General features: G+C 61.4%; 19 protein-coding genes. 17 read left to right on the top strand and 2 right to left on the bottom strand.

Annotation, left to right across the window (positions count from 1 at the left end; genetic code table 11):
- The first annotated feature begins 3 nt into the window (after positions 1-3).
- From U862_RS0115200 to U862_RS0115215, 4 genes are all read left to right on the top strand, one after another.
- Positions 4-837, top strand: a complete 834-nt coding sequence (locus U862_RS0115200; RefSeq protein ID WP_025111176.1) for an alpha/beta fold hydrolase — start codon at positions 4-6, stop codon at positions 835-837.
- 47 nt (positions 838-884) lie between these two features.
- Entirely contained in the window at positions 885-1,334 is a 450-nt protein-coding gene (locus U862_RS0115205; protein WP_025111177.1) for a thioesterase family protein, read from the top strand.
- Positions 1,335-1,492: 158 nt separating this feature from the next.
- Positions 1,493-2,452 (top strand): tRNA-dihydrouridine synthase, encoded by a 960-nt coding sequence (locus tag U862_RS0115210; RefSeq protein ID WP_025111178.1) that lies wholly within the window; start codon positions 1,493-1,495, stop codon positions 2,450-2,452.
- A gap of 120 nt (positions 2,453-2,572) precedes the next feature.
- On the top strand, positions 2,573-3,016 hold the full coding sequence (locus U862_RS0115215; protein WP_025111179.1) for an Hsp20 family protein: 444 nt from the start codon (positions 2,573-2,575) through the stop codon (positions 3,014-3,016).
- Between the two features lie 46 nt (positions 3,017-3,062).
- Here the strand turns inward: U862_RS0115215 and U862_RS0115220 are convergent, their stop codons facing one another.
- A complete protein-coding gene (locus tag U862_RS0115220) occupies positions 3,063-6,341 on the bottom strand; it encodes a PAS domain S-box protein (RefSeq protein WP_025111180.1) in 3,279 nt (1,092 codons plus the stop codon).
- 68 nt (positions 6,342-6,409) lie between these two features.
- Positions 6,410-7,300, bottom strand: coding sequence for a LysR family transcriptional regulator (locus U862_RS0115225; RefSeq protein WP_007969232.1), 891 nt, complete (start codon positions 7,298-7,300; stop codon positions 6,410-6,412).
- Between the two features lie 141 nt (positions 7,301-7,441).
- On the opposite strand from U862_RS0115225, the gene leuC reads away from it, so the two are divergent.
- From leuC to U862_RS0115290, 13 genes are all read left to right on the top strand, one after another.
- On the top strand, positions 7,442-8,860 hold the full coding sequence (leuC, locus tag U862_RS0115230; protein ID WP_025111181.1) for a 3-isopropylmalate dehydratase large subunit: 1,419 nt from the start codon (positions 7,442-7,444) through the stop codon (positions 8,858-8,860).
- A gap of 11 nt (positions 8,861-8,871) precedes the next feature.
- Positions 8,872-9,516, top strand: coding sequence for a 3-isopropylmalate dehydratase small subunit (gene leuD, locus U862_RS0115235; protein ID WP_025111182.1), 645 nt, complete (start codon positions 8,872-8,874; stop codon positions 9,514-9,516).
- 139 nt (positions 9,517-9,655) lie between these two features.
- A complete protein-coding gene (locus tag U862_RS0115240) occupies positions 9,656-10,423 on the top strand; it encodes a class I SAM-dependent methyltransferase (protein WP_025111183.1) in 768 nt (255 codons plus the stop codon).
- A 68-nt stretch (positions 10,424-10,491) separates the two neighbouring features.
- Positions 10,492-11,574, top strand: a complete 1,083-nt coding sequence (gene leuB / locus U862_RS0115245; RefSeq protein ID WP_025111184.1) for a 3-isopropylmalate dehydrogenase — start codon at positions 10,492-10,494, stop codon at positions 11,572-11,574.
- Between the two features lie 66 nt (positions 11,575-11,640).
- Positions 11,641-12,753 carry an aspartate-semialdehyde dehydrogenase gene (gene asd, locus U862_RS0115250; protein ID WP_025111185.1) on the top strand — a complete coding sequence of 371 codons (1,113 nt, stop codon included), beginning with the start codon at positions 11,641-11,643 and terminating at the stop codon, positions 12,751-12,753.
- Between the two features lie 247 nt (positions 12,754-13,000).
- On the top strand, positions 13,001-14,011 hold the full coding sequence (locus U862_RS0115255) for an aspartate-semialdehyde dehydrogenase (protein WP_025111186.1): 1,011 nt from the start codon (positions 13,001-13,003) through the stop codon (positions 14,009-14,011).
- Between the two features lie 209 nt (positions 14,012-14,220).
- Complete coding sequence (locus U862_RS0115260) at positions 14,221-16,902, top strand: FimV/HubP family polar landmark protein (protein ID WP_025111187.1); 2,682 nt, start codon at positions 14,221-14,223, stop codon at positions 16,900-16,902.
- Between the two features lie 270 nt (positions 16,903-17,172).
- The gene (gene truA, locus U862_RS0115265; protein ID WP_025111188.1) at positions 17,173-18,027 is read left to right on the top strand and encodes a tRNA pseudouridine(38-40) synthase TruA; all 855 of its coding nucleotides are present in this window, start codon (positions 17,173-17,175) and stop codon (positions 18,025-18,027) included.
- 65 nt (positions 18,028-18,092) lie between these two features.
- Positions 18,093-18,737 (top strand): phosphoribosylanthranilate isomerase, encoded by a 645-nt coding sequence (locus U862_RS0115270; RefSeq protein ID WP_025111189.1) that lies wholly within the window; start codon positions 18,093-18,095, stop codon positions 18,735-18,737.
- A gap of 200 nt (positions 18,738-18,937) precedes the next feature.
- Complete coding sequence (gene accD / locus U862_RS0115275; protein ID WP_025111190.1) at positions 18,938-19,858, top strand: acetyl-CoA carboxylase, carboxyltransferase subunit beta; 921 nt, start codon at positions 18,938-18,940, stop codon at positions 19,856-19,858.
- Positions 19,855-21,162: a bifunctional tetrahydrofolate synthase/dihydrofolate synthase gene (gene folC, locus U862_RS0115280; RefSeq protein ID WP_025111191.1), complete on the top strand. Its 1,308-nt coding sequence runs from the start codon at positions 19,855-19,857 to the stop codon at positions 21,160-21,162. Before accD ends, folC begins: the two co-directional genes overlap by 4 nt.
- Positions 21,146-21,799, top strand: coding sequence for an SPOR domain-containing protein (locus U862_RS0115285; RefSeq protein WP_025111192.1), 654 nt, complete (start codon positions 21,146-21,148; stop codon positions 21,797-21,799). The genes folC and U862_RS0115285 overlap by 17 nt, the downstream gene beginning before the upstream one ends.
- 98 nt (positions 21,800-21,897) lie before the next feature.
- On the top strand, positions 21,898-22,458 hold the full coding sequence (locus U862_RS0115290) for a CvpA family protein (RefSeq protein WP_007961197.1): 561 nt from the start codon (positions 21,898-21,900) through the stop codon (positions 22,456-22,458).

Here is a 22,458-nt window from a genome sequence, read left to right on the forward strand (position 1 = left end):
GCGATGAGCACGTTGAAGTGGGTTCGTGGCGTTAATGGCACCTTGGGCTGGTTTGCACCGAAATTGGTGGCGAGCAAAATGCGTCTGGCGTTCATGACGCCGCGCGCACTGCCACTGCGTGATTGGGAGTTGCCGCTGCTGGCGAGTTCCGAGCGGATCACCTTGCGCTTTGGTCTGTCAGCCCTGCGCTGGGGTCAAGGCCCGACCGTACTGCTGATGCACGGTTGGGAAGGCCGGCCAACCCAGTTTGCGGCTCTGATCACCGCGCTGGTCGAGGCCGGCTACACCGTCGTTGCGCTGGATGGTCCGGCTCACGGTCGCTCCCCGGGGCGTGAAGCCAATGTCGTGCTGTTTGCTCGGGCGATGCTTGAAGCCGCTGCCGAGTTGCCACCGCTGCAAGCGGTCATCGGCCACTCCATGGGCGGCGCCAGCGCGATGCTCGCCGTGCAATTGGGATTGCGCACCGAAACCCTCGTCAGTATCGCCGCGCCCGCAAGGATACTCGGCGTGCTGCGTGGTTTCGCCCGCTATGTCGGCATGCCGCCGAGGGCGCGTTCTGCTTTCATCCGGCAGGTCGAGCGGGATGTCGGCATGCGCGCAGCCACGCTGGATGTCGCGCACTATCAACTGGATATGCCCGGGCTGATCGTGCATGCCGAGGACGACAGCTTCGTCTCGGTCAAGGAATCGCAACTGATCCACGAATCCTGGTTCGACAGCCGTTTGCTGCGCCTGGAAAGCGGCGGTCACCAGCGCGTGCTGGCCGACCCCCGGGTGGTTGATGGCGTGTTATCACTGTTGGCGGGGCGCAGTCTTCAAGCGCGGCAATCGGCCTGAGCATCCGTTACACTGCCCCGGTTGAATAATCTGACCGGGAGTGGGGCATGGGCTGGGATCGGGCAACGCCGTTCACCATTGATCTGCAAGTAGGCGCCGAGGATATCGACGGGCTGGGCCACGCGAACAACGCGGTGTACGTGACCTGGCTTGAACGCTGCGCCTGGCGCCACTCGCAGCGTCTTGGGCTGGATCTGGTCGAGTACCGGCGCCTGGATCGGGCGATGGCGGTGGTGCGTCACGAAATCGATTATCTGGCGGCCGCCTACGAAGGCGATGAGCTGCAATTGGCAACCTGGATCGTCGATTGGGACCAGCGCCTGAAAATGACCCGGCATTTCCAGCTGATTCGCCCCAGCGACAACACCACCCTGTTGCGCGCGCAGACCACCTTCGTCTGCATCGAACTGTCCACCGGCAAGCCAAAACGCATGCCGGCGGAGTTTATCGAAGGTTACGGCCCGGCGATCCAGTCTCTCGAGTCAGCGAATATCTGAATGTGGAAGCGGGCTTGCTCGCGAAAGCGGTGGATCAGCTAAATGAATGCTGACTGACACGACGCCTTCGCGAGCAAGCCCGCTCCCACAGGGATCTGCGATTTCTTGCGATATCCAGTAAACTGCCGCACGTTTTTTCCTTGAGTAGTGTTTTCCCCATGCAAATTGCTCTGGCGCCCATGGAGGGGTTGGTCGACGATATCCTGCGCGACGTGCTGACCCGCGTTGGCGGCATCGACTGGTGCGTGACCGAATTCATTCGGATCAACGATCAGTTGCTCACCCCGGCCTACTTTCACAAGTTCGGCCCGGAGCTGCTCAACGGCGCCCGCACTCGGTCCGGCGTACCGTTGCGCGTGCAGTTGTTGGGTTCCGATCCGGTGTGCCTGGCGGAAAATGCTGCGCTGGCCTGCGAACTCGGCTCCGAAGTGATCGACCTGAACTTCGGCTGCCCGGCCAAGACCGTCAACAAATCCCGGGGCGGGGCGGTGCTGCTCAAGGAGCCGGAGCTGCTCAACAGCATCGTCGAGCACGTGCGTCGTGCCGTGCCGGCGCACATCCCGGTGACTGCGAAGATGCGCCTGGGCTTCGACAGTCCGGACGGCTCGCTGGTCTGCGCGACTGCGCTGGCCGAGGGTGGCGCCGAACACATTGTGGTTCACGCCCGGACCAAGGTCGATGGCTACAAGCCGCCGGCGCACTGGGAGTGGATTCCGCGGGTGCAGGAGGTGGTCAGGGTGCCGGTGTTCGCCAATGGTGACATCTGGAGCGTCGAAGACTGGCGGCGTTGCCGCGAGATCAGCGGCGTGGAGGACATCATGCTCGGGCGCGGCCTGGTGTCGCGGCCCGACCTGGCCAAACAGATCGCTGCCGCCCGCGCCGGCGAGGAAGTGGTCGAGATGACCTGGGCCGAACTGTTGCCGCTGATCCAGGACTTCTGGCTGCAGGCCAAGGCGCAGATGACTGCGCGGCAATCGCCGGGTCGGTTGAAGCAATGGCTGGCGATGCTGACGCGCAATTATCCCGAGGCTACCGAGCTGTTTACCGTGCTGCGTCGCGAGACAGAACCGGATCAGGTCTCGCGTTTGCTGGGGTTGCCGGTCGCCGAAGCGGCCTGAAAAAAACTGCAAATAATCTCTTGAAATCATTTCAGCGGTCCCTATCTAAGGGGTACGCGATGCCGAATTCGGGTCGCGGAGACACAAAAACTTGCTGATTGTTTTCAGGAGATTTGAACCATGAGTACTGCATTTTCCCTCGCTCCACTGTTCCGTTCCTCGGTAGGTTTCGACCGCTTCAACGATCTGTTCGAAACCGCCCTGCGCAACGAGCCAGGCAGCACCTACCCACCCTACAACGTGGAAAAACACGGTGACGATCAATACCGTATCGTCGTAGCGGCAGCCGGTTTCCAGGAAGAAGACCTGGAGCTGCAAGTCGAGAAGGGTGTGCTGACCATCAGTGGCGGCAAGCGTGATGCCAACGAAGGCGTGACCTTCTTGCATCAGGGCATTGCCCAGCGTGCTTTCAAGCTGTCCTTCCGCCTGGCCGATCACATCGAGATCAAGGCCGCCGATCTGAGCAACGGTCTGCTGAGCATCGACCTGTTGCGGGTGATCCCGGAAGAAGCGAAAGCCAAGCGCATCCCGATCAACGGGGTGCAGAAGCCGGCTCTGCAATAAGGCCGAGCAAGAAAAAGGGCGCCAATGGCGCCCTTTTTTGTGCCCGTCATTCGAGCATCGTTTTCAACGCCTCCAGCGCCACCGGGCGACTGTGCAGATAGCCCTGATACAAATGGCAGCCCAGTCCCTGCAAAAACGCCAGTTGTTCCGGTGTTTCCACGCCTTCGGCAATCACCTCCAGTTCCAGGCTGCGGGCCATGGCGACGATGGCGCGGATGATCTCGGCGTCGTTGGGGTCGGTGGTCGCGTCGCGGATGAACGACTGGTCGATTTTCAGGGTGTCCACCGGCAGGCGCTTGAGGTAGGTCAGTGACGAGTAGCCGGTGCCGAAGTCGTCCATCGCGAAGCTCACGCCGAGCTTTTTCAGGCGGCGCATCTTGCTGATGGTGTCTTCCAGGTTCTGGATGACGATGCCCTCGGTAATCTCCAGTTTCAGCAGCGAGCAGGGCAGGCCGTGGCTGGTCATGCTGTGTTCGATGCGTTCGACGAAGTCGTTCTGGCGGAACTGCCGTGGGCTGATGTTCACACAGAGGCTGAAATTGAGAGGGTCGATCAGCTTCAAGGCGATCAGTTGCTTGAACGCTTCGCAAGCCTCGTCGAGGATCCAGGTGCCGACTTCCAGAATCAGCCCGCTTTCCTCCAGCACCTTGATGAACTCGGTGGGCGATTGCGCGCCGAGTTCCGGGTGATTCCAGCGCACCAGTGCCTCGGCGCCGATGATGCGGTTGTCCCGTGCGTCGACTTGCGGCTGGAAGTGCACGTTGAATTCGCCGCGAGACAGCGCCAGACGCAAGTCGGTCTCCATGCGCAGCCGTTCGCTGGCGGCTTTCTGCATGGTGTTGTGGTACATCTGCGTGGTGTTGCGCCCGGAATCCTTGGCCCGGTACAGCGCGATGTCGGCGCGCTTGAGCAGGTCGGTCGGGGTCGAACCGTGATCGGGAATCAGCGCCACGCCGATGCTCGGCGTCACTTGCAGGCGCTGGCCGTCGAGGAACATCGGTTCCGACAGCAGTTCGCGAATGGTGTCGGCCAACTCGCGCACTTGCACACTGACCTCGTTGCGCGTGCCCTCCAGGCCACTGAGCAACACTACGAATTCATCGCCGCCCAGGCGTGCGACGGTGTCTTCCATGCGTACGCTGGCTTCGAGCCGTGCGGTGATGATTTTCAGCACGGTGTCGCCGACCGGGTGACCCAGCGAGTCGTTGATGTGCTTGAAGTGGTCAAGGTCGAGGAACAGCAGTGCGCCGCGCAGATTGTGTCGTTTGAGCAGGGCGATCTGCTGGCTCAGGCGATCCATCAGTAAGGCGCGGTTGGGCAGGTTGGTCAGCGGGTCGTGATAGGCCAGGTGACGGATCTGCGCTTCAGCGTTCTTCAGCAGACTGACGTCCCGCGCTGTCAGCAGCAGGCATGCGGTTTCGTTGAGGGTGATCGGTTCGATCGACACTTCGACCGTCAGCAGTTCGCCACGCTTGTTGCGCCCGAGCATTTCCTGATGATGCACGCGGCCCTTGATCTGCAGTTCGGCGAGCAGCGCCGAGCGTTGTTTTTCCTCGGCCCAGATGCCGATCTGGTAGACGGTTTTACCCACCACTTCTTCGGCGCGATAGCCGGTGAGGCGGCAGAAGCCGTCGTTGACCTCCAGATAGCGCCCGGTGTCGCGCTCGGTGATGGTGATTGCATCGGGACTGGAGTGGAACGCTTTGGCGAATTTCTCTTCGCTGGCCTTGAGTGCGGCCTCGGAGCGCTGCTGTTGGGTGATGTCGCGCAGGGTGGTGACGATACACGGCTGATTGCCGACGCTGATCTGCCGGCTGGAAATCACGCAAGTCAGCGACTGCCCGTCCTTGTGCTGGACGATGATCGCGACATTGCTCAGGCCTTGTTCACGGATCACCCGTTCGATGCGTTGCAGGCTCTTCGCCGAGGCGTCCCACAGACCGATGTCTTCGGCGGTGCGGCCGATCACATCGGCGGCGCTCCAGCCGAAGGTCTGGGTGAAACTGTTGTTGATTTCGATGAATTCGCCGCTGTCCTGACGGGTCACGCAGATCGGGTCGGGGCTGACCTGGAACAGCGTGGCGAACTTCTCTTCCGAGGCAACCAGGCGCTGCTCGCGCTCGACCTGATCGGTGATGTCCAGCAAGGTCCCGGCCATGCGCAGCGGGGCGCCTTTTTCGTCGCGGTAGAGGCGGGCGCGGCTTTCCAGATAGCGCGAGCTGCCATCCGGCAGTTGCACGCGATAAGTCAGTTGATAATTGCCGGCCGGGCCTTCACGCAGGCTGCGATAGGCATCGCGCATGCTGTCACGTTCCTCGCCGGGCACGCCTTCGAAAAACTCCTCGAACGACTCGTGAAACGGTATCGGCTCCAGCCCGTGCAGTTGCGCCGCTCGCGCCGAGCCGTAAAGCATGCCGCTGGGGATGTGCCAGTCCCAGGTGCCGAGCTGTGCCGAGTCCAGCGCCAGGTCGAGGCGTTCCTGACTGTCTTTCAAGGCGTGTTCGGCGGCTTTGCGTTCGGTGGTGTCGAGGAAGGTGCTCAGCAGGTAGGGCTGGCCCTCGAGTTCGACCTTCTGCGCGCTGAGGATGCCGTCATGAATCTGCCCGTTGCTGGCGCGAAACTGCACTTCCATGCTGATCAGTTCGCCTTTGGCCTTGGTCTTTTTTACCAGTTCGGCGCGTTGTTCCGGGTGTACCCACAAACCCAGCTCCAGCGTGGTGCGGCCAATGGCGCTCTGCACCGGCCAGCCGAACAGGCTTTCGAAATACTGATTGGCCTCGCTGATCAGGCCGTCTTCCTGGCGCGTCAGCAGCACCATGTTCGGGCAAAGATGAAAGAGGGTGGCGAAACGTTTCTCGGAACTGCTGAGGGCCTGTTCGCGCTGGCGCTGGTGGGTGATTTCGCGAATCACCCCGATCATTCGGGGGCGGCCGTGTTTGTCCGGCAGCAGGCTGCCGCTGATCTCCAGCCAGTGCAGGCTGCCGTCGGGCCAGCGGATACGGTGGTGCATCGCCTGTTCCAGTGGCGCGCCGGCAATCACCGCGTGGAAGGCGCGAACGGTTTTCGCCCGGTCTTCGGGCGGCAACAGGTCGAGGTATTCCAGATCTTCGGGCAGCGGTTGCCGTGGATCGAAGCCGAACAGCGCCTGGGTGCCCCGTGACCAACTGATCTGCCCGCGCTCGATGTCCCAGTACCAAGCGCCGAGCCGGGCGCCGTTGAGCGCGGCCAGCAATTGCGGCGCACTCTCCCAGCTCTGCTCGGAACGTCGCGGATCAATGGCCTGAATACGCGGCATCGGCGGAATTCGGTCAACAGATTTCGGCATTGTTAACGGGCCTTGAGCTGATGGTGGCGTTAGGCACAGGGACAGCGGCTCTATAGGAGTAGCACAAGTTAGCCTGGAGTCCCTGGCAGATCGATTTGCGCATCCAGCAAGGCCATGAAAGCCCTTGCCGCATTCGACAGCGTCCGTTCGGTGTGCACGATATAGCCTAGCTGGCGACTGAGCTGTATGCCCGGCAAAGGTATGCGCGCCACCTGTTCATCGAGCATGGTGCGGGGCAGAACACTCCAGGCCAGACCGATGGAGACCATCATTTTGATGGTTTCCAGATAGTTGGTGCTCATGGCGATGTTCGGCGTCAGCCCTTGGGCCTCGAATAAGCGTTGGACAATATGGTGAGTAAAGGTGTTGCCCCCGGGGAAAACTGCCGGATGACCGGCAATGTCCGCCAGACTCACCGCGCCGTTGCTGATCAATGAATGCTCCGGCGCCACCACGAAATCCAGCGGGTCGTCCCACACTGGCGTGGCTTTGACCAGTGTGTGCGGCTCCGGGGCCAGGGTGATCACCGCGAGTTCGGCGCGGCCGTGGAGGATCTCCTCGTAAGCCACTTCCGAATCGAGGAACTGAATATCCAGCGCCACCTGCGGGTAGCGGCGGGTGAACTCCCTCAATAGCGGCGGCAAACGATGCAGGCCGATGTGGTGACTGGTGGCCAGCGTCAGGCGGCCGCTGACTTCGCCGGTCAGGTTGGTCAGGGCGCGGCGAGTGTCGTCCAGCACGTTGAGAATCTGATAAGCCCGGGGCAGCAAGGCGCGGCCAGCCTCGGTCAGACCGACTTCGCGGCCCAGCCGATCAAACAGGCGCACCTTCAACTGTTGCTCCAGTCCGGCGATGCGTTTGCTGATCGCTGGCTGCGTCAGGTGCAGTCGCTCGCCGGCGCCGGAGAAGCTGCCGGTCTCGGCAATCGCGATAAAAGCGTTGAGATTGGCCAGATCCATGATTCGTATTCCAGTTGGTTATCCAAAGCATAAAAAATATGAATTTGAGTTATTTAATCTAACCCCATAGGATCGGCCTCACAAGCCAAAGGGTTATTGATAAGCCCAGGGCATAGAAACAAGCTGATGAGGAACCGTCTGATGGCCGGCAAAACGCTCTACGACAAGCTCTGGGATTCGCATTTGGTCAAGCAGCGCGACGATGGCTCTGCGTTGATCTACATCGATCGTCACATCATTCACGAAGTGACCTCGCCGCAAGCCTTCGAAGGCCTGCGTCTGGCCGGGCGCAAGCCTTGGCGCATCGATGCCAACATCGCGACCCCGGACCACAACGTACCGACGACCCCGGAACGCAAGGGCGGTATCGCTGCCATTGCCGATCAGGTCTCGCGTCTGCAGGTTCAGACCCTCGATGACAACTGTGATGAGTACGGCATCGTCGAGTTCAAGATGAACGACATCCGTCAGGGCATCGTTCACGTGATCAGCCCGGAGCAGGGCGCGACCTTGCCGGGCATGACCGTGGTCTGCGGCGACTCGCACACCTCGACCCACGGCGCGTTCGGTGCGCTGGCGCATGGTATCGGCACCTCCGAGGTCGAGCATGTGCTTGCCACCCAGTGCCTCGTCGCCAAAAAAATGAAGAACATGCTGGTGCGCGTCGAAGGCCAGTTGCCGTTCGGCGTGACCGCCAAGGACATCGTCCTCGCGGTGATCGGCAAGATCGGCACTGCCGGCGGTAATGGCCATGCCATCGAGTTCGCTGGCAGCGCGATCCGCGACTTGTCCGTCGAAGGCCGCATGACCATCTGCAACATGTCCATCGAAGCCGGCGCCCGTGTGGGCCTGGTGGCTGCCGACGAAAAGACCGTCGAGTACGTCAAGGGGCGTCCGTTCGCACCGAAAGGCGCGCAGTGGGATCAGGCTGTCGAGGCCTGGAAAGACCTGGTATCCGACGCTGATGCCCAGTTCGATACGGTGGTCGAACTGGACGCTGCGCAGATCAAGCCGCAAGTCAGTTGGGGCACTTCCCCGGAAATGGTGCTGGCCGTTGATCAGAACGTGCCGGACCCGGCCAAAGAGATGGACCTGGTCAAGCGCGACTCGATCGTCCGCGCCTTGAAATACATGGGTTTGAGCGCCAATCAGGCGATCACCGACATTCAACTGGATCGCGTGTTCATCGGCTCCTGCACCAACTCGCGTATCGAAGACTTGCGCGCCGCCGCCGTGATCGCCAAGGGCCGCAAAGTCGCCTCGACCATCAAGCAGGCCATCGTGGTGCCGGGCTCGGGTCTGGTGAAGGCGCAGGCGGAAGCCGAAGGTCTGGACAAGATTTTCCTCGAAGCCGGTTTCGAGTGGCGTGAACCGGGTTGCTCGATGTGCCTGGCGATGAACCCGGACCGTTTGGAGTCCGGCGAGCATTGCGCCTCGACCTCCAACCGCAACTTCGAAGGCCGTCAGGGCGCCGGTGGCCGTACCCACCTCGTCAGCCCGGCCATGGCCGCTGCGGCGGCGGTGAACGGTCGTTTCATCGACGTTCGTGAATTGATCTAAAGGAGCGCAGCATGAAAGCTTTTACCCAGCACACCGGTCTTGTCGCGCCTCTGGATCGAGCCAACGTCGACACCGACCAGATCATTCCGAAGCAGTTCTTGAAATCGATCAAGCGCACCGGTTTCGGCCCGAACCTGTTCGACGAATGGCGTTACCTGGATGTCGGCCAGCCGTACCAGGACAACTCCAAGCGCCCGCTGAACAAGGATTTCGTCCTCAACGCCGAGCGTTATCAAGGCGCCAGCGTGTTGCTGGCCCGCGAGAACTTCGGTTGCGGCTCCAGCCGTGAGCACGCGCCATGGGCGCTGGAAGAATACGGTTTTCGCAGCATCATCGCGCCGAGCTACGCCGACATCTTCTTCAACAACAGCTTCAAGAACGGCTTGCTGCCGATCATCCTGAGCGACGCTGAAGTCGACGAGTTGTTCAAGCAGGTCGAGGCTGAGCCGGGCTATCAATTGCAGGTTGATCTGCAAGCGCAGACCGTGACCCGCCCGGATGGCAAGGTTTACCGCTTCGAAATCGACGCGTTCCGCAAGCATTGCCTGTTGAACGGTCTGGACGATATCGGTTTGACCTTGCAGGACGGTGATGCGATTGCCACGTTCGAAGCCAAGCACCGCGTGAGCCAGCCGTGGTTGTTCCGCGACGCATGAGCAAGATTTGAGATTGATGCAGTCAGGGCTGACCTCTTCGCGAGCAAGCCCGCTCCCACAGGGGAATGCATTTCAAAGGTGGGAGCGGGCTTGCTCGCGAAGGCGGTAGCTCAAACAACACAAATGCCAGGAAATGACTATGACCAGCACCGCCCAGCACACCCAGGTTGTCCAGAAGCAATTCGGTGAACAGGCCGCTGCCTACCTGAGCAGCGCCGTTCACGCTCAAGGCACCGAATTTGCGCTGCTACAGGCTGAACTGGCCGGGCAGGGCGAGGCTCGGGTGCTGGATCTGGGTTGTGGCGCCGGTCACGTGAGTTTTAATGTCGCGCCGCTGGTCAAGGAAGTGGTGGCCTACGACCTGTCGCAGCAGATGCTCGATGTGGTCGCCGCCGCTGCCGTTGATCGCGGCATCAGCAACATTGCCACGGTCAACGGTGCTGCCGAGCGCTTGCCGTTTGCCGATGGTGAGTTCGACTTCGTGTTCAGCCGTTATTCGGCGCACCATTGGAGCGATCTGGGCGTGTCCTTGCGCGAAGTGCGCCGGGTGCTGAAACCGGGCGGCGTGGCGGCGTTCATCGACGTGTTGTCACCAGGCAGTCCGTTGTTCGACACTTACCTGCAAAGCGTTGAAGTGCTGCGCGACACCAGTCATGTGCGCGATTATTCCGCCGGCGAGTGGTTGCGCCAGATCAGCGAGGCCGGGCTGCATACCCGCAGCACCACCCGTCAGCGCCTGCGTCTGGAGTACAGCAGTTGGGTCGAGCGCATGCGCACGCCTGAGGTGATGCGCGCGGCGATCCGCCAGTTGCAGCAGTCGATGGGCAACGAAGTGCGCGAATATTTTGAGATTGATGCCGACGGTTCGTTCAGTACAGATGTGATTGTGCTCTGGGCTGAAAAATAGTTTTCGAACACCAAGAATTTTTCCGGGCGTGCCACCCGTGGCGCACCGACTGAAGACACGAGGAAAGCATGAGCAAGCAGATTCTGATTCTCCCAGGTGATGGTATTGGTCCGGAAATCATGGCCGAAGCGGTCAAGGTGCTGGAACTGGCCAACGACAAGTACAGCCTGGGCTTCGAGCTGAGCCATGACGTGATCGGTGGCGCGGCCATCGACAAGCACGGCGTGCCGCTGGCCGACGAAACCCTCGACCGTGCCCGTGCTGCCGACGCCGTACTGCTGGGGGCAGTGGGCGGCCCGAAATGGGACACCATCGAGCGTGACATCCGTCCTGAGCGCGGTCTGCTGAAAATCCGTGCGCAACTGGGCCTGTTCGGTAACCTGCGTCCGGCGATCCTCTACCCGCAACTGGCCGACGCTTCGAGCCTGAAACCGGAAATCGTTGCCGGTCTGGACATCCTGATCGTCCGTGAGCTCACCGGTGGCATCTACTTCGGCGCGCCGCGCGGCACTCTTACCCTGGAAAACGGCGAGCGTCAGTCCTACGACACCCTGCCGTACAGCGAGAGCGAAATCCGTCGCATCGCCCGTGTCGGTTTTGACATGGCCATGGTTCGCGGCAAGAAGCTGTGTTCGGTGGACAAGGCCAACGTGCTGGCGTCCAGCCAATTGTGGCGTGAAGTGGTCGAGCAAGTCGCCAAGGATTACCCTGAAGTCGAACTGAGCCACATGTACGTCGACAACGCCGCCATGCAACTGGTGCGCGCACCGAAGCAGTTCGACGTGATCGTCACCGACAACCTGTTCGGCGACATCCTCTCCGATGAGGCGTCGATGCTCACCGGCTCCATCGGCATGCTGCCGTCGGCCTCGCTGGATTCGAACAACAAGGGCATGTACGAGCCTTGCCATGGTTCGGCCCCGGACATTGCGGGCAAAGGCATTGCCAATCCGTTGGCGACCATTCTGTCGGTGTCGATGATGCTGCGTTACAGCTTCAATCTGCACGATGCGGCCGATGCCATCGAGAAAGCTGTCAGCGTGGTGCTGGATCAAGGCCTGCGCACCGGTGACATCTATTCGGCCGGTTGCACTAAAGTCGGTACGCAGGAAATGGGCGACGCAGTAGTCGCCGCGCTGCGGAATCTGTAATCTCTCGGGCCCGCTGCGAAATTCAATACAAAGCAGCGGCCCACTTTTCAAGAAGGTGTAGTTGCGATGAAACGTGTAGGTCTGATCGGTTGGCGCGGCATGGTCGGTTCCGTGCTCATGCAGCGGATGCTGGAAGAGCAGGATTTCGATCTTATCGAGCCGGTGTTTTTCACCACTTCCAATGTCGGTGGCCAAGGCCCGTCCGTGGGCAAGGACATTGCTCCGCTCAAAGACGCGTACAGCATTGAAGAGCTGAAAACCCTCGACGTGATTCTGACCTGCCAGGGCGGCGACTACACCAGCGAAGTGTTCCCGAAGCTGCGCGAAGCCGGCTGGCAGGGTTACTGGATCGACGCGGCCTCGAGCCTGCGCATGAACGATGACGCGGTCATCATTCTCGATCCGGTCAACCGCAAGGTCATCGACCAGCAACTGGACGCGGGCACCAAGAACTACATCGGCGGCAACTGCACCGTCAGCCTGATGCTGATGGGCCTGGGCGGTCTGTTCGAAGCCGGTCTGGTGGAGTGGATGAGCGCCATGACCTATCAGGCGGCCTCCGGTGCCGGCGCGCAGAACATGCGCGAACTGATCAAGCAGATGGGCGCGACCCACGCCGCGGTCGCCGATCAACTGGCCGATCCTGCCAGTGCGATCCTCGACATCGATCGTCGTGTCGCCGAAGCCATGCGCAGCGACACGTACCCGACCGAGAATTTCGGTGTGCCGCTGGCCGGTAGCCTGATCCCGTGGATCGACAAGGAATTGCCGAACGGCCAGAGCCGCGAAGAGTGGAAGGCCCAGGCCGAGACCAACAAGATCCTCGGCCGCTTCAAGAGCCCGATCCCGGTCGACGGCATCTGCGTGCGCATCGGCGCCATGCGTTGCCACAGCCAGGCGCTGACCATCAAACTGAACAAAGACGTGCCGATCGCCGATATCGAAGGGTTGATCAGCCAGCACAACCCTTGGGTCAAACTGGTACCGAACCAGCGCGAGATCAGCATGCAGGAGCTGAGCCCGACCAAGGTCACCGGTACCTTGAATGTGCCGGTGGGGCGTCTGCGCAAGCTGAACATGGGTTCGCAATTTGTCGGTGCCTTCACCGTCGGCGACCAACTGCTGTGGGGCGCGGCCGAACCGCTGCGTCGCATGCTGCGGATCCTGCTGGAGCGTTGATCGCTTGAAGCTGTGAAAAACCCGCGCCTTGTGAGAGGTGCGGGTTTTTTTATGCCTGAGGTTTCACGGTGTCTGGTCTGGCGCCTTCGCGAGCAAGCCCGCTCCCACCCTCAAATGCATTCCCCCTGTGGGAGCGAGCCTGCTCGCGAAGAGGCCAGAACAGACCCTGCAAATCCCGGCAGAAATTGCCTGCATCTCACTCACCCGGTAAAGTGCCGCTCCCCCCGTTTCGCCAGAGGCTCGCACCATGACCCAGACCCTAGATATTGCCGTGATCGGCGCCACCGGTACTGTCGGCGAAACCCTCGTACAGATTCTCGAAGAGCGCGACTTCCCGGTCGGCAACCTGCACCTGCTGGCCAGCAGCGAATCCGCCGGCAGCTCAGTGCTGTTTCGCAACAAGAACGTGCGCGTACGTGAAGTCGACGAGTTCGATTTCAGCAAGGTCAAACTGGTGTTCTTCGCCGCCGGCCCGGCCATCACCCTGAGCTATGCGGCGCGGGCCCATGCGGCCGGTTGCTCGCTGATCGACCTGTCCGGCGCGCTGCCGGCCGAGCAGGCGCCGCAAGTGGTGCCGGAAGCCAATGCTGAGGTCGTCGCCGGTTTGACCGCACCGTTCCAGGTCAGCAGCCCAAGCCCGTCGGCCACCGCACTGGCTGTGGTGCTGGCGCCACTGCTCGACTTGATCGACCTGCAATACGTCAACGTCACCGCCAATCTGGCGGTTTCCGCACAAGGTCGCGAGGCCGTGACCGAGCTGGCGCGGCAGACCGCCGAGCTATTGAACATGCGCCCGCTGGAGCCGACTTTTTTTGATCGGCAAATGGCCTTCAACCTGCTGGCCCAGGTCGGCACGCCGGACGCCCACGGTCACACGCTGCTGGAAAAACGTCTGGTGCGCGAGCTGCGCCAGGTATTGGTTCAGCCTTTATTAAAGATTTCCGCAACTTGCGTTCAAGCCCCGGTGTTTTTTGGCGATAGCTATAGCGTGACCTTGCAGTCAGCGAGCGCGGTCGACCTGGAAAAGGTCAACGCTGCGCTTGAAGATGCGCCGGGCATCGAGCTGGTCGAAGCCGGCGATTATCCGACTGCGGTGGGTGACGCGGTGGGGCAGGACGTTGTCTATGTCGGTCGAGTGCGCAGCGGCGTCGATGACCCGGCGGAACTTAATCTGTGGCTGACGTCAGATAACGTACGTAAAGGCGCAGCCCTCAATGCTGTGCAGGTCGCTGAATTGTTGATAAAAGACCTGCTGTAAAAGATACTTGGCAACAATTTGTCGACTGATTCTAGGTGAGCGCTATGCTTGCCCGGAGCACTTGATAACGTGTCACCCTCCGGGACTTTCCGGGGCATCAAAGAAATGATCGCGCGCGGCATTGTGTCGTCGTCGCGCGCAATGCCTTACGGCAGCGGCAATCAACATCTTCTCGCTGGCCGAGGAACGTTCAAACAAAGGATGAGGCTATGGTTCAAGTTCGCAAACTGGTGTTAGCAATAGCGGCCGCCTCGGCGCTGTCCTCCGGTATGGCGCATGCCCTCGGGCTCGGGGAGCTGACCCTGAAGTCGACCCTGAACCAGCCGCTGGTGGCCGAAATCGAGCTGCTCGACGTCAAGGATCTCACCGCTGCCGAAGTGGTGCCGAGCCTGGCCTCGCCGGAAGATTTCGCCAAGGCTGGCGTCGATCGCCAGGCCTTCCTCAACGACCTGACTTTCACCCCGGTGCTCAACGCCAGCGGCAAAAGCGTGCTGCGCGTGACCTCGAGCAAACCACTGTCGGAACCGATGGTGAAATTCCTTGTGCAGGTGATGTGGCCCAACGGCCGCCTGCTGCGCGACTACAGCGTGCTGCTGGATCCGTCGAAATTCTCGCCGCAGACCGCTGACGCCGCCGCGCAACCGGCGCCGTCGCAGACCATCACCGCGCCGACCACCGGTGCCACGCACCCGAATCAATACACCACCACGCCGCGCGATACCCTGTGGGAAATCGCTGCGAAGGCGCGCACGGGCGGCTCCGTGCAGCAAACCATGCTGGCGATTCAGGCGCTGAACCCGGACGCCTTCATTGACGGCAACATCAACCGGCTGAAGACCGGCCAGGTGCTGCGTCTGCCGGACTCGGTGGAAAGTGCCGCGCTGCCGCAGTCGAAAGCGATTGCCGAAGTTGCCGCGCAGAACGAAGCCTGGCGTCAGGGTCGTCGTTATGTCGCCAAGCCGGGCACCGGTCAGCAGCAGCTCGATGCGACCAAGCGTGGTCGCAGCAACGCCGGCAGCGGCCAGAATGCCAAAGACAACCTGAGCCTGGTCTCCGCTGAAAGCGCCAAGGCGCGGGGCAAAGGCCCGGCCGGCGATGCCAAGGCATTGAGCAACAAGCTGGCGGTCACTCAGGAAAGCCTCGACACGACCCGTCGTGACAACGAGGAGCTGAAGAGCCGCATGGCCGATCTGCAAAGTCAGCTGGACAAGCTGCAACGCCTGATCGAGCTGAAAAACAATCAGCTGGCGAAAATGCAGGCTGACGGTACGGGCGCTGCCCCGGCCGCCAATGCTGCCGTGCCGGCGATCACTGCCGAGCTGGCCGCCACACCGCCGGCGACTCCGGCAGAAGCGGCGCCAACTCCGGAATCGGCAATTGCGCCGCCGGTCGACACACCCGCCGAGACGCCAGTCGTTGCGCCAAAACCGGTTGTCGATGAAGACAAAACGTTCAACGAGCTGCTGACCAATCCGATCCTGTTGGGTCTGATCGGTGGCGGTGCGGTGGTCCTGCTGCTTCTGCTGTTGTTGCTGGCCCGTCGCCGCAAAGCCCAGCAGGAAGCCGAGAAACACCTGCGCATGGCGCGGGCCCTGACTGAGGAGCAAGAGTTCTCCGCCGAGCAGGACCTGCCGGAGAGCAGCTTCGAAGGTCTGGAAGTGCCGGCTGCCAGCGTCAAACTCAATACCCAGGCCTCGGCACCTGCTCCGGCCCCGGTCGTGACGCCGGTGGTGATGGCCGAGCCGATCGCGGCGCCATTGGTCGCACCGGCTGCCGAGCGTTCCGATGACGTGCTGGACAAGGCCCAGTCGCACATCAACGCCGGCCGCCTGAATCAGGCTGCCGCGCTGTTGGAAGAGGGTGTCAGCCTTGAGCCGCAACGCAGTGATCTGCGCCTCAAGCTGATGGAAGTCTACGGTCAGCAGGGTGATCGCGATGCGTTCGTCGGTCAGGAGCGTCAGTTGGTGGCCAACGGCGATAACTTCGCCAAGGTCGAAGAGCTGAAGAAGCGCTTCCCGACCATGGCGGTGGTGGCTGCTGCGGGTCTGGCTGCAGCAGCAGTCGCTGCAGAGCTGGATGCGCAATATGTCAAAGACCTGCTGCTTGACGAGCCAGAAGCACCTGCACCGGAGTCTGCACCTGCACCTGCACCTGCACCTGCACCTGAGCCTGAGCCTGAGCCTGAGCCGGTGGCAGATGACCTGGACAGCGCTTTCGACCTGAGCCTGGATGACCTCGACAACATTACCCCGGTTGAGCCTGCTCCTGTCGTTGAGCCTGAAGCACCGGTGCAGTTGGACGAATTCCCGGCAGACGACGACCTGAGCTTTGAGTCGGTGTTGCAACAGCAGACCGAGATCAAGGAAAACCTCGACGACCTGTCGGACTTCGACCTGGATCTGGACCTCGGTGCCGAGCCAGCGCCAGCAGTGGACCTGGCAGACGATGACTTCCTGCTGGACCTGGACGAGGGCGTGAAAGACCTGTCTCCGGTCGAGCCTGCCGTGGTGAACGAAGCGCCGCAGGACGATCTGGAGCTGCCGGCGGATTTCGATCTGTCGCTGGCTGACGAGATGGACAGCAACCCGGCCGAACCGGATGCCTTCGCCGCCGAGCTGGATGATGTCAACGCCGAACTGGATCGCCTGTCGCAGAGTATTGCCGAGCCGACCTTCACCGAAGCCGATGCGGCCATCGGTGATGACCTGGGTGAAGACGATTTCGACTTCCTCGCCGGCACTGACGAAGCGGCGACCAAGCTCGACCTGGCTCAGGCCTACATCGACATGGGCGACAACGACGGCGCACGCGACATCCTCAACGAAGTGTTGACCGAGGGTGACGAGAAACAGCGGGGCGAGGCCAAGGAAATGCTTTCGCACCTGGCTTGATTCGGCGTCAGCAGTAAACAGAACGGCAGCCCATTAAGGCTGCCGTTTTTGTTTGGGCTGGATTTTGCTGCGTCTGGCGCGGCGCTTTCGCGAGCAAGCCCGCTCCCACAATGGTCCTGCGGCAGCCACCCATCCCGATCTCCCCCCCCAATCCCCTGTGGGAGCGGGCTTGCTCGCGAAGAGGCCGGATCGGTCAATACAGAACTGACTGGCATCCCCGACTCACAGCCTTATAATGCCCGCCTTTGCAGATCAGCAGGCTGTCCCACTTTGGCAAACATAGATAACCCGGCCGCCGAATTGGCACCCGACGGCTTTTACCGCGTGGCGCTGGGCGTCGAGTACAAAGGTTCGCGTTACAGCGGCTGGCAGCGTCAGCTGACGGGTGTCGCGACGGTGCAGGAAGAACTCGAAAAAGCCTTGTCGAAAGTCGCCAATTCACCGGTGTCGCTGCAGTGTGCCGGTCGCACCGATGCCGGGGTGCATGCATGCGGGCAAGTGGTGCACTTCGACACGCAGGTCGATCGCTCGCTGAAAGCCTGGGTGATGGGCGCCAATATCAATTTGCCTCACGACATCAGTGTCAGTTGGGCGCGGGTCATGCCGGCGCATTTTCATGCGCGCTTCAAGGCCATCGCCCGGCGTTATCGCTACGTGATCTACAACGATCAGATTCGTCCGGCCCATCTCAACGAAGAAATCACCTGGAACCATCGCCCGCTGGACGTCGAGCGCATGGCCGAAGCCGCGCAATACCTGATCGGCACCCACGATTTCAGTGCGTTCCGCGCCGGCCAGTGCCAGGCCAAGTCGCCGATCAAGAAGATGCATCATCTGCGCGTGACCCGTCACGGCAAGATGATTGTGCTCGATATCCGCGCCAATGCGTTCCTGCACCACATGGTGCGCAACATTGCCGGTGTTCTGATGACGATTGGCGCCGGCGAGCGTCCGGTGGAATGGATGAAGGAAGTGCTGGAGAGCCGCGAGCGCCGTTCCGGTGGTGTGACCGCGCATCCATACGGGTTGTATCTGGTGCAGGTCGAGTACCACGACGAGTTCCCGTTGCCCGAGCGTTTCATCGGGCCACATTTCCTTACGGGTTTCTCTGGTCTTGACGGCTGACGCCCCTGAACGCTTTTGTTACCATCCGGGACTTTCCCGGTTTTTGCCTTGAGGTTTTTATCGACATGTCAGCCGTTCGCAGCAAGATTTGCGGGATTACCTGCATAGAAGATGCGTTGGCAGCGGTCGAAGCCGGGGCCGATGCAATCGGTTTCGTGTTTTATGCAAAAAGTCCACGGGCGGTGAGCGTGCAGCAGGCGAGGGCGATCATCCGCGCCTTGCCGCCGTTTGTGACCACCGTTGGCCTGTTCGTCAATGCCAGCCGCTGCGAGTTGGGGGAAATCCTCGATGCCGTGCCGCTGGATCTGCTGCAGTTCCATGGTGATGAAAGCGCAGAAGAATGCGAGGGCTGGCATCGGCCTTACATCAAGGCGCTGCGGGTCAAGGCCGGCGACGACATCGCCGCCGCTGTCGATGCCTATCCGAGCGCCAGTGGCGTGCTGCTCGACACCTATGTCGAAGGCGTGCCTGGCGGAACCGGCGAGGCGTTCGACTGGTCATTGATTCCACAGCGGTTGAGCAAGCCGCTGATCCTGGCCGGTGGTCTCACGCCGGAAAACGTCGCTGCCGCCGTGGCGCGGGTCAAACCGTACGCGGTCGACGTCAGCGGTGGGGTGGAGGCGAGCAAGGGCATCAAGGATCATGCGAAGATCCGTGCGTTCATCGATGCCGTACGCAGTAGCTCACCGGGAGCGCCTACTTCGATGTGACGGCTTGCAGTCTGCCGCCGTCCATCAATGCACTTGCACAAAGCAGGCGAGGCTGAGGGTTTTTGGAGTTGCACGCAGGTCATGTTTCGCGCTGACCGCGGCGTTCCACCGACCATCGCCACACACATGAATTTAGCTGAAGGGCATACGCGGGGCTGCGAACCAGAGCGTTCGGGCCGCCGGTACTGGAGAAAGAAAGCATGAGCAACTGGTTAGTAGACAAACTGATCCCTTCGATCATGCGTTCGGAGGTCAAGAAGAGCTCGGTGCCTGAAGGTCTGTGGCACAAATGCCCGTCCTGCGAGGCTGTGCTGTATCGCCCTGAGCTGGAAAAGACCCTGGACGTTTGCCCCAAGTGCAACCACCACATGCGCATCGGCGCACGTGCGCGCATCGACATCTTCCTCGATGCCGAAGGCCGTAACGAACTGGGTGCCGATCTGGAGCCGGTTGACCGTCTGAAATTCCGCGACGGCAAGAAGTACAAGGACCGTCTGGTCGCAGCACAGAAGCAGACCTGCGAAAAAGACGCGCTGATTTCCGTCAGCGGCACCCTGCTGGGCATGCCGGTAGTGGTTTCGGCGTTCGAATTCAGCTTCATGGGCGGTTCCATGGGCGCCATCGTCGGTGAGCGCTTCGTGCGCGCCGCCAACTACGCTCTGGAAAACCGTTGCCCGATGATCTGCTTCGCCGCTTCCGGTGGTGCGCGGATGCAGGAAGCGCTGATCTCGCTGATGCAGATGGCCAAGACGTCCGCGGTGCTGGCGCGTCTGCGTGAAGAAGGCATTCCGTTCATCTCGGTACTGACCGACCCTGTCTACGGCGGCGTTTCCGCCAGTCTGGCGATGCTTGGCGACGTGATCGTCGGTGAGCCGAAAGCACTGATCGGCTTCGCCGGTCCGCGTGTGATCGAGCAGACCGTGCGGGAAAAACTGCCGGAAGGCTTCCAGCGCAGTGAATTCCTGCTGGAGCACGGCGCAATCGACCTGATCATCGATCGTCGTGAGCTGCGTCCACGCCTGGGCAATCTGCTGGCGCAAATGACCGGTCAGCCGACACCGACCTACATTGCCGCTCCAGTCGAGCCAATCGTCGTTCCACCGGTGCCTGCCAACGTATGACCGAGCGTACCCTTGGCGAGTGGCTCGCCTACCTTGAGCAGTTGCATCCATCGGCCATCGACATGGGGCTGGAGCGTTCGCAACAGGTAGCGTCCCGCATGGGGCTGGGCCAGCCGGCGTCTCGGGTGATTACGGTCACCGGCACCAACGGCAAGGGTTCGACCTGCGCCTTCGTGGCTTCATTGCTGCGAGCGCAGGGCCTGAGCGTTGGTGTCTACAATTCTCCGCACCTGCTGCGCTATAACGAGCGGGTGCAGCTCAATGGCGTCGAAGCCACTGATGCACAGCTGTGCGAAGCCTTCGCTGCGGTCGAGACCGGGCGCGGCGAGACCTCCCTGACTTACTTCGAAATGGGCACCCTGGCGGCGTTCTGGCTGTTTCAGCAGGCCGGGCTCGATGCGGTGGTGCTGGAAGTCGGTCTGGGCGGACGCCTGGATACGGTCAACGTGGTGGATGCCGATATCGCGCTGGTCACCAGCATTGGTGTCGACCATGCCGAATACCTGGGTGATACCCGTGAATCCGTGGCTTTCGAGAAGGCCGGGATTTTCCGCCAGGGCAAGCCTGCCTTGTGCGGCGATCTGAATCCTCCGCAGCCCTTGCTCGACAAGGCGCGTGAACTGGCGTGTCCGTTTTTCCTGCGTGGGCGTGATTTCGATCTCGGTATCACCGAGCAGCATTGGCAATGGCGCGGTACCGATGCACAAGGCCGGCAGGTCGAACTGCATGATGTGCCGCTGCTGGATCTGCCGATGGAAAACGCCGCGCTGGCATTGCAGGCGTATCTGCTGCTCGATTTGCCGTGGAATGCGCCGCAGATCATCGCGGCCTTGCAGGCGACTCGCGTGGTCGGGCGTCTGGATCGTCGTTCATTCCAGTTCAATGGCAAGCGCCTGAACCTGCTGCTGGATGTGGGGCATAACCCGCACGCGGCGGAGTATCTGAAGCGACGTCTGGCCAGTCGGCCGCCGGTGGGCAAGCGCCTGGCGGTATTCGGCTTGCTCGCAGACAAGGATCTGGATGGTGTTGTCGGCGAATTGAATGCTAGTGTCCAGCATTGGGCTGTCGCGCCGCTGGATTCGCCGCGTTCGCGTCCGGTCAGTGAATTGCACGCCGGGTTGCAGAACCTTGGCGCATCCGTCACGTCCTATGACAGTGTCGCGGCCGCGCTGGAAGGGCAGTGCGCAGTGGCCACCAGCGACGACGAGATTCTGTTGTTCGGATCATTTTATTGTGTCGCCGAGGCCCTTGAATGGCTGGCCCGGCGCTCCACGGAGGAAGCGGCAAATGGCTTTGCTGGATAAAGCGTACAAGCAGCGCATGGTTGGTGCGCTGGTGCTGGTGGCGCTGGCGGTGATTTTCCTGCCGATGCTGTTTTCCCGTCAGGACGAACAGCGCCAGGTGACGGTCGAGGCGCCCGCCGCGCCGCAAGCACCTGCTGTGCCACAAGTGCAGTTGGAGCCGGTCGCTGTGCCTGAACCGCAAACGCTGCCGCAAGAACCGGTGCCGAGCGATGACGAAGTGGCCGAGCAATCGGCGCCGTCGGCGCCGATTGCACCGGCGCCAGCGCCAGCGCCAGTGGCCAAACCGGTTGCTCCAGCACCGGCGCCGGCGGCCAAGCCGACAGCGGCACCAGCGCAGCCGATTGCTGCGGCCCCGGCCAAGCCTGATACCACGCAAAGCCGTGTCGATGCCAACGGTCTGTCGGTCAGCTGGTCGGTGCAACTGGCCAGCCTGTCGAGCCGCGAGGGTGCGGAGTCTCTGCAGAAAACCCTGCGCAGTCAGGGTTACAACGCCTATATCCGCTCTGCCGATGGCAAGAATCGGGTGTTTGTCGGCCCGTTGATCGAGCGTGCGGAGGCGGATCGTCTGCGTGATGTTTTGAGTCGTCAGCAGAACCTCAAGGGTTTTGTCGTGCGTTTCCAGCCTGAGCGCGGCTAAAAACTATCACCCGGATTGAAATGCACTGACAATCGCAGCTTACCGACAGCGGTGCGCTCTGCTAAAATGCGCCGCCTTATCCGTCTGTAGGCTGCACTGTGCCATTTACCCTGGTTGACTGGGCGATCGTTGCAATCATCGCCATCTCCGCTTTGATCAGTTTGAGCCGCGGCTTCGTCAAGGAAGCATTATCGCTGGTGACCTGGATCATCGCAGGAGCCGTTGCCTGGATGTTCGGTGGCTCACTGTCCGAGTACCTCGCCGGATACATCGAAACCCCATCGGCTCGCGTGATCGCGGGCTGTGCCATCATGTTTGTCGCCACACTGATCGTGGGCGCAATGATCAATTATCTTATCGGCGAGTTGGTTCGCGTTACCGGATTGTCCGGCACCGACCGATTCCTGGGCATGGCCTTTGGCGCAGCGCGTGGCGTGTTGCTGGTGGTCGTGGCAGTCGGGCTGTTGAGCCTGGGGCCGGTACAGCAGGACGGGTGGTGGAAAGAATCACAGCTCGTGCCAAAGTTTCTATTGGTCGCTGACTGGTCCAAAAACCTGATTCTCGGGTGGAGCAGTCAGTGGCTTGCCAGCGGAATCAGCGTACCCGCTGATATTCCGTTCAAGGAGCAGCTCTTGCCGTCGGCCAAAACGCCACAGTGA

Origin of the sequence: Pseudomonas sp. H1h (assembly GCF_000633255.1) — a bacterium.
Classification (GTDB): Bacteria; Pseudomonadota; Gammaproteobacteria; order Pseudomonadales; family Pseudomonadaceae; genus Aquipseudomonas.

What these genes read in the sequence shown, in the direction of transcription:
- U862_RS0115200 (WP_025111176.1), top strand. Translation starts at nt 4, where the DNA reads ATGAGCACGTTGAAGTGGGTTCGTGGCGTTAATGGCACCTTGGGCTGG.
- U862_RS0115260 (WP_025111187.1), top strand. Translation starts at nt 14,221, where the DNA reads ATGGTTCAAGTTCGCAAACTGGTGTTAGCAATAGCGGCCGCCTCGGCG.
- U862_RS0115270 (WP_025111189.1), top strand. Translation starts at nt 18,093, where the DNA reads ATGTCAGCCGTTCGCAGCAAGATTTGCGGGATTACCTGCATAGAAGAT.
- leuC (WP_025111181.1), top strand. Translation starts at nt 7,442, where the DNA reads ATGGCCGGCAAAACGCTCTACGACAAGCTCTGGGATTCGCATTTGGTC.
- U862_RS0115285 (WP_025111192.1), top strand. Translation starts at nt 21,146, where the DNA reads ATGGCTTTGCTGGATAAAGCGTACAAGCAGCGCATGGTTGGTGCGCTG.
- U862_RS0115220 (WP_025111180.1), bottom strand. Translation starts at nt 6,341, where the DNA reads ATGCCGAAATCTGTTGACCGAATTCCGCCGATGCCGCGTATTCAGGCC.
- asd (WP_025111185.1), top strand. Translation starts at nt 11,641, where the DNA reads ATGAAACGTGTAGGTCTGATCGGTTGGCGCGGCATGGTCGGTTCCGTG.
- U862_RS0115255 (WP_025111186.1), top strand. Translation starts at nt 13,001, where the DNA reads ATGACCCAGACCCTAGATATTGCCGTGATCGGCGCCACCGGTACTGTC.
- leuD (WP_025111182.1), top strand. Translation starts at nt 8,872, where the DNA reads ATGAAAGCTTTTACCCAGCACACCGGTCTTGTCGCGCCTCTGGATCGA.
- leuB (WP_025111184.1), top strand. Translation starts at nt 10,492, where the DNA reads ATGAGCAAGCAGATTCTGATTCTCCCAGGTGATGGTATTGGTCCGGAA.
- U862_RS0115215 (WP_025111179.1), top strand. Translation starts at nt 2,573, where the DNA reads ATGAGTACTGCATTTTCCCTCGCTCCACTGTTCCGTTCCTCGGTAGGT.
- U862_RS0115205 (WP_025111177.1), top strand. Translation starts at nt 885, where the DNA reads ATGGGCTGGGATCGGGCAACGCCGTTCACCATTGATCTGCAAGTAGGC.
- U862_RS0115225 (WP_007969232.1), bottom strand. Translation starts at nt 7,300, where the DNA reads ATGGATCTGGCCAATCTCAACGCTTTTATCGCGATTGCCGAGACCGGC.
- U862_RS0115240 (WP_025111183.1), top strand. Translation starts at nt 9,656, where the DNA reads ATGACCAGCACCGCCCAGCACACCCAGGTTGTCCAGAAGCAATTCGGT.
- folC (WP_025111191.1), top strand. Translation starts at nt 19,855, where the DNA reads ATGACCGAGCGTACCCTTGGCGAGTGGCTCGCCTACCTTGAGCAGTTG.
- accD (WP_025111190.1), top strand. Translation starts at nt 18,938, where the DNA reads ATGAGCAACTGGTTAGTAGACAAACTGATCCCTTCGATCATGCGTTCG.
- U862_RS0115210 (WP_025111178.1), top strand. Translation starts at nt 1,493, where the DNA reads ATGCAAATTGCTCTGGCGCCCATGGAGGGGTTGGTCGACGATATCCTG.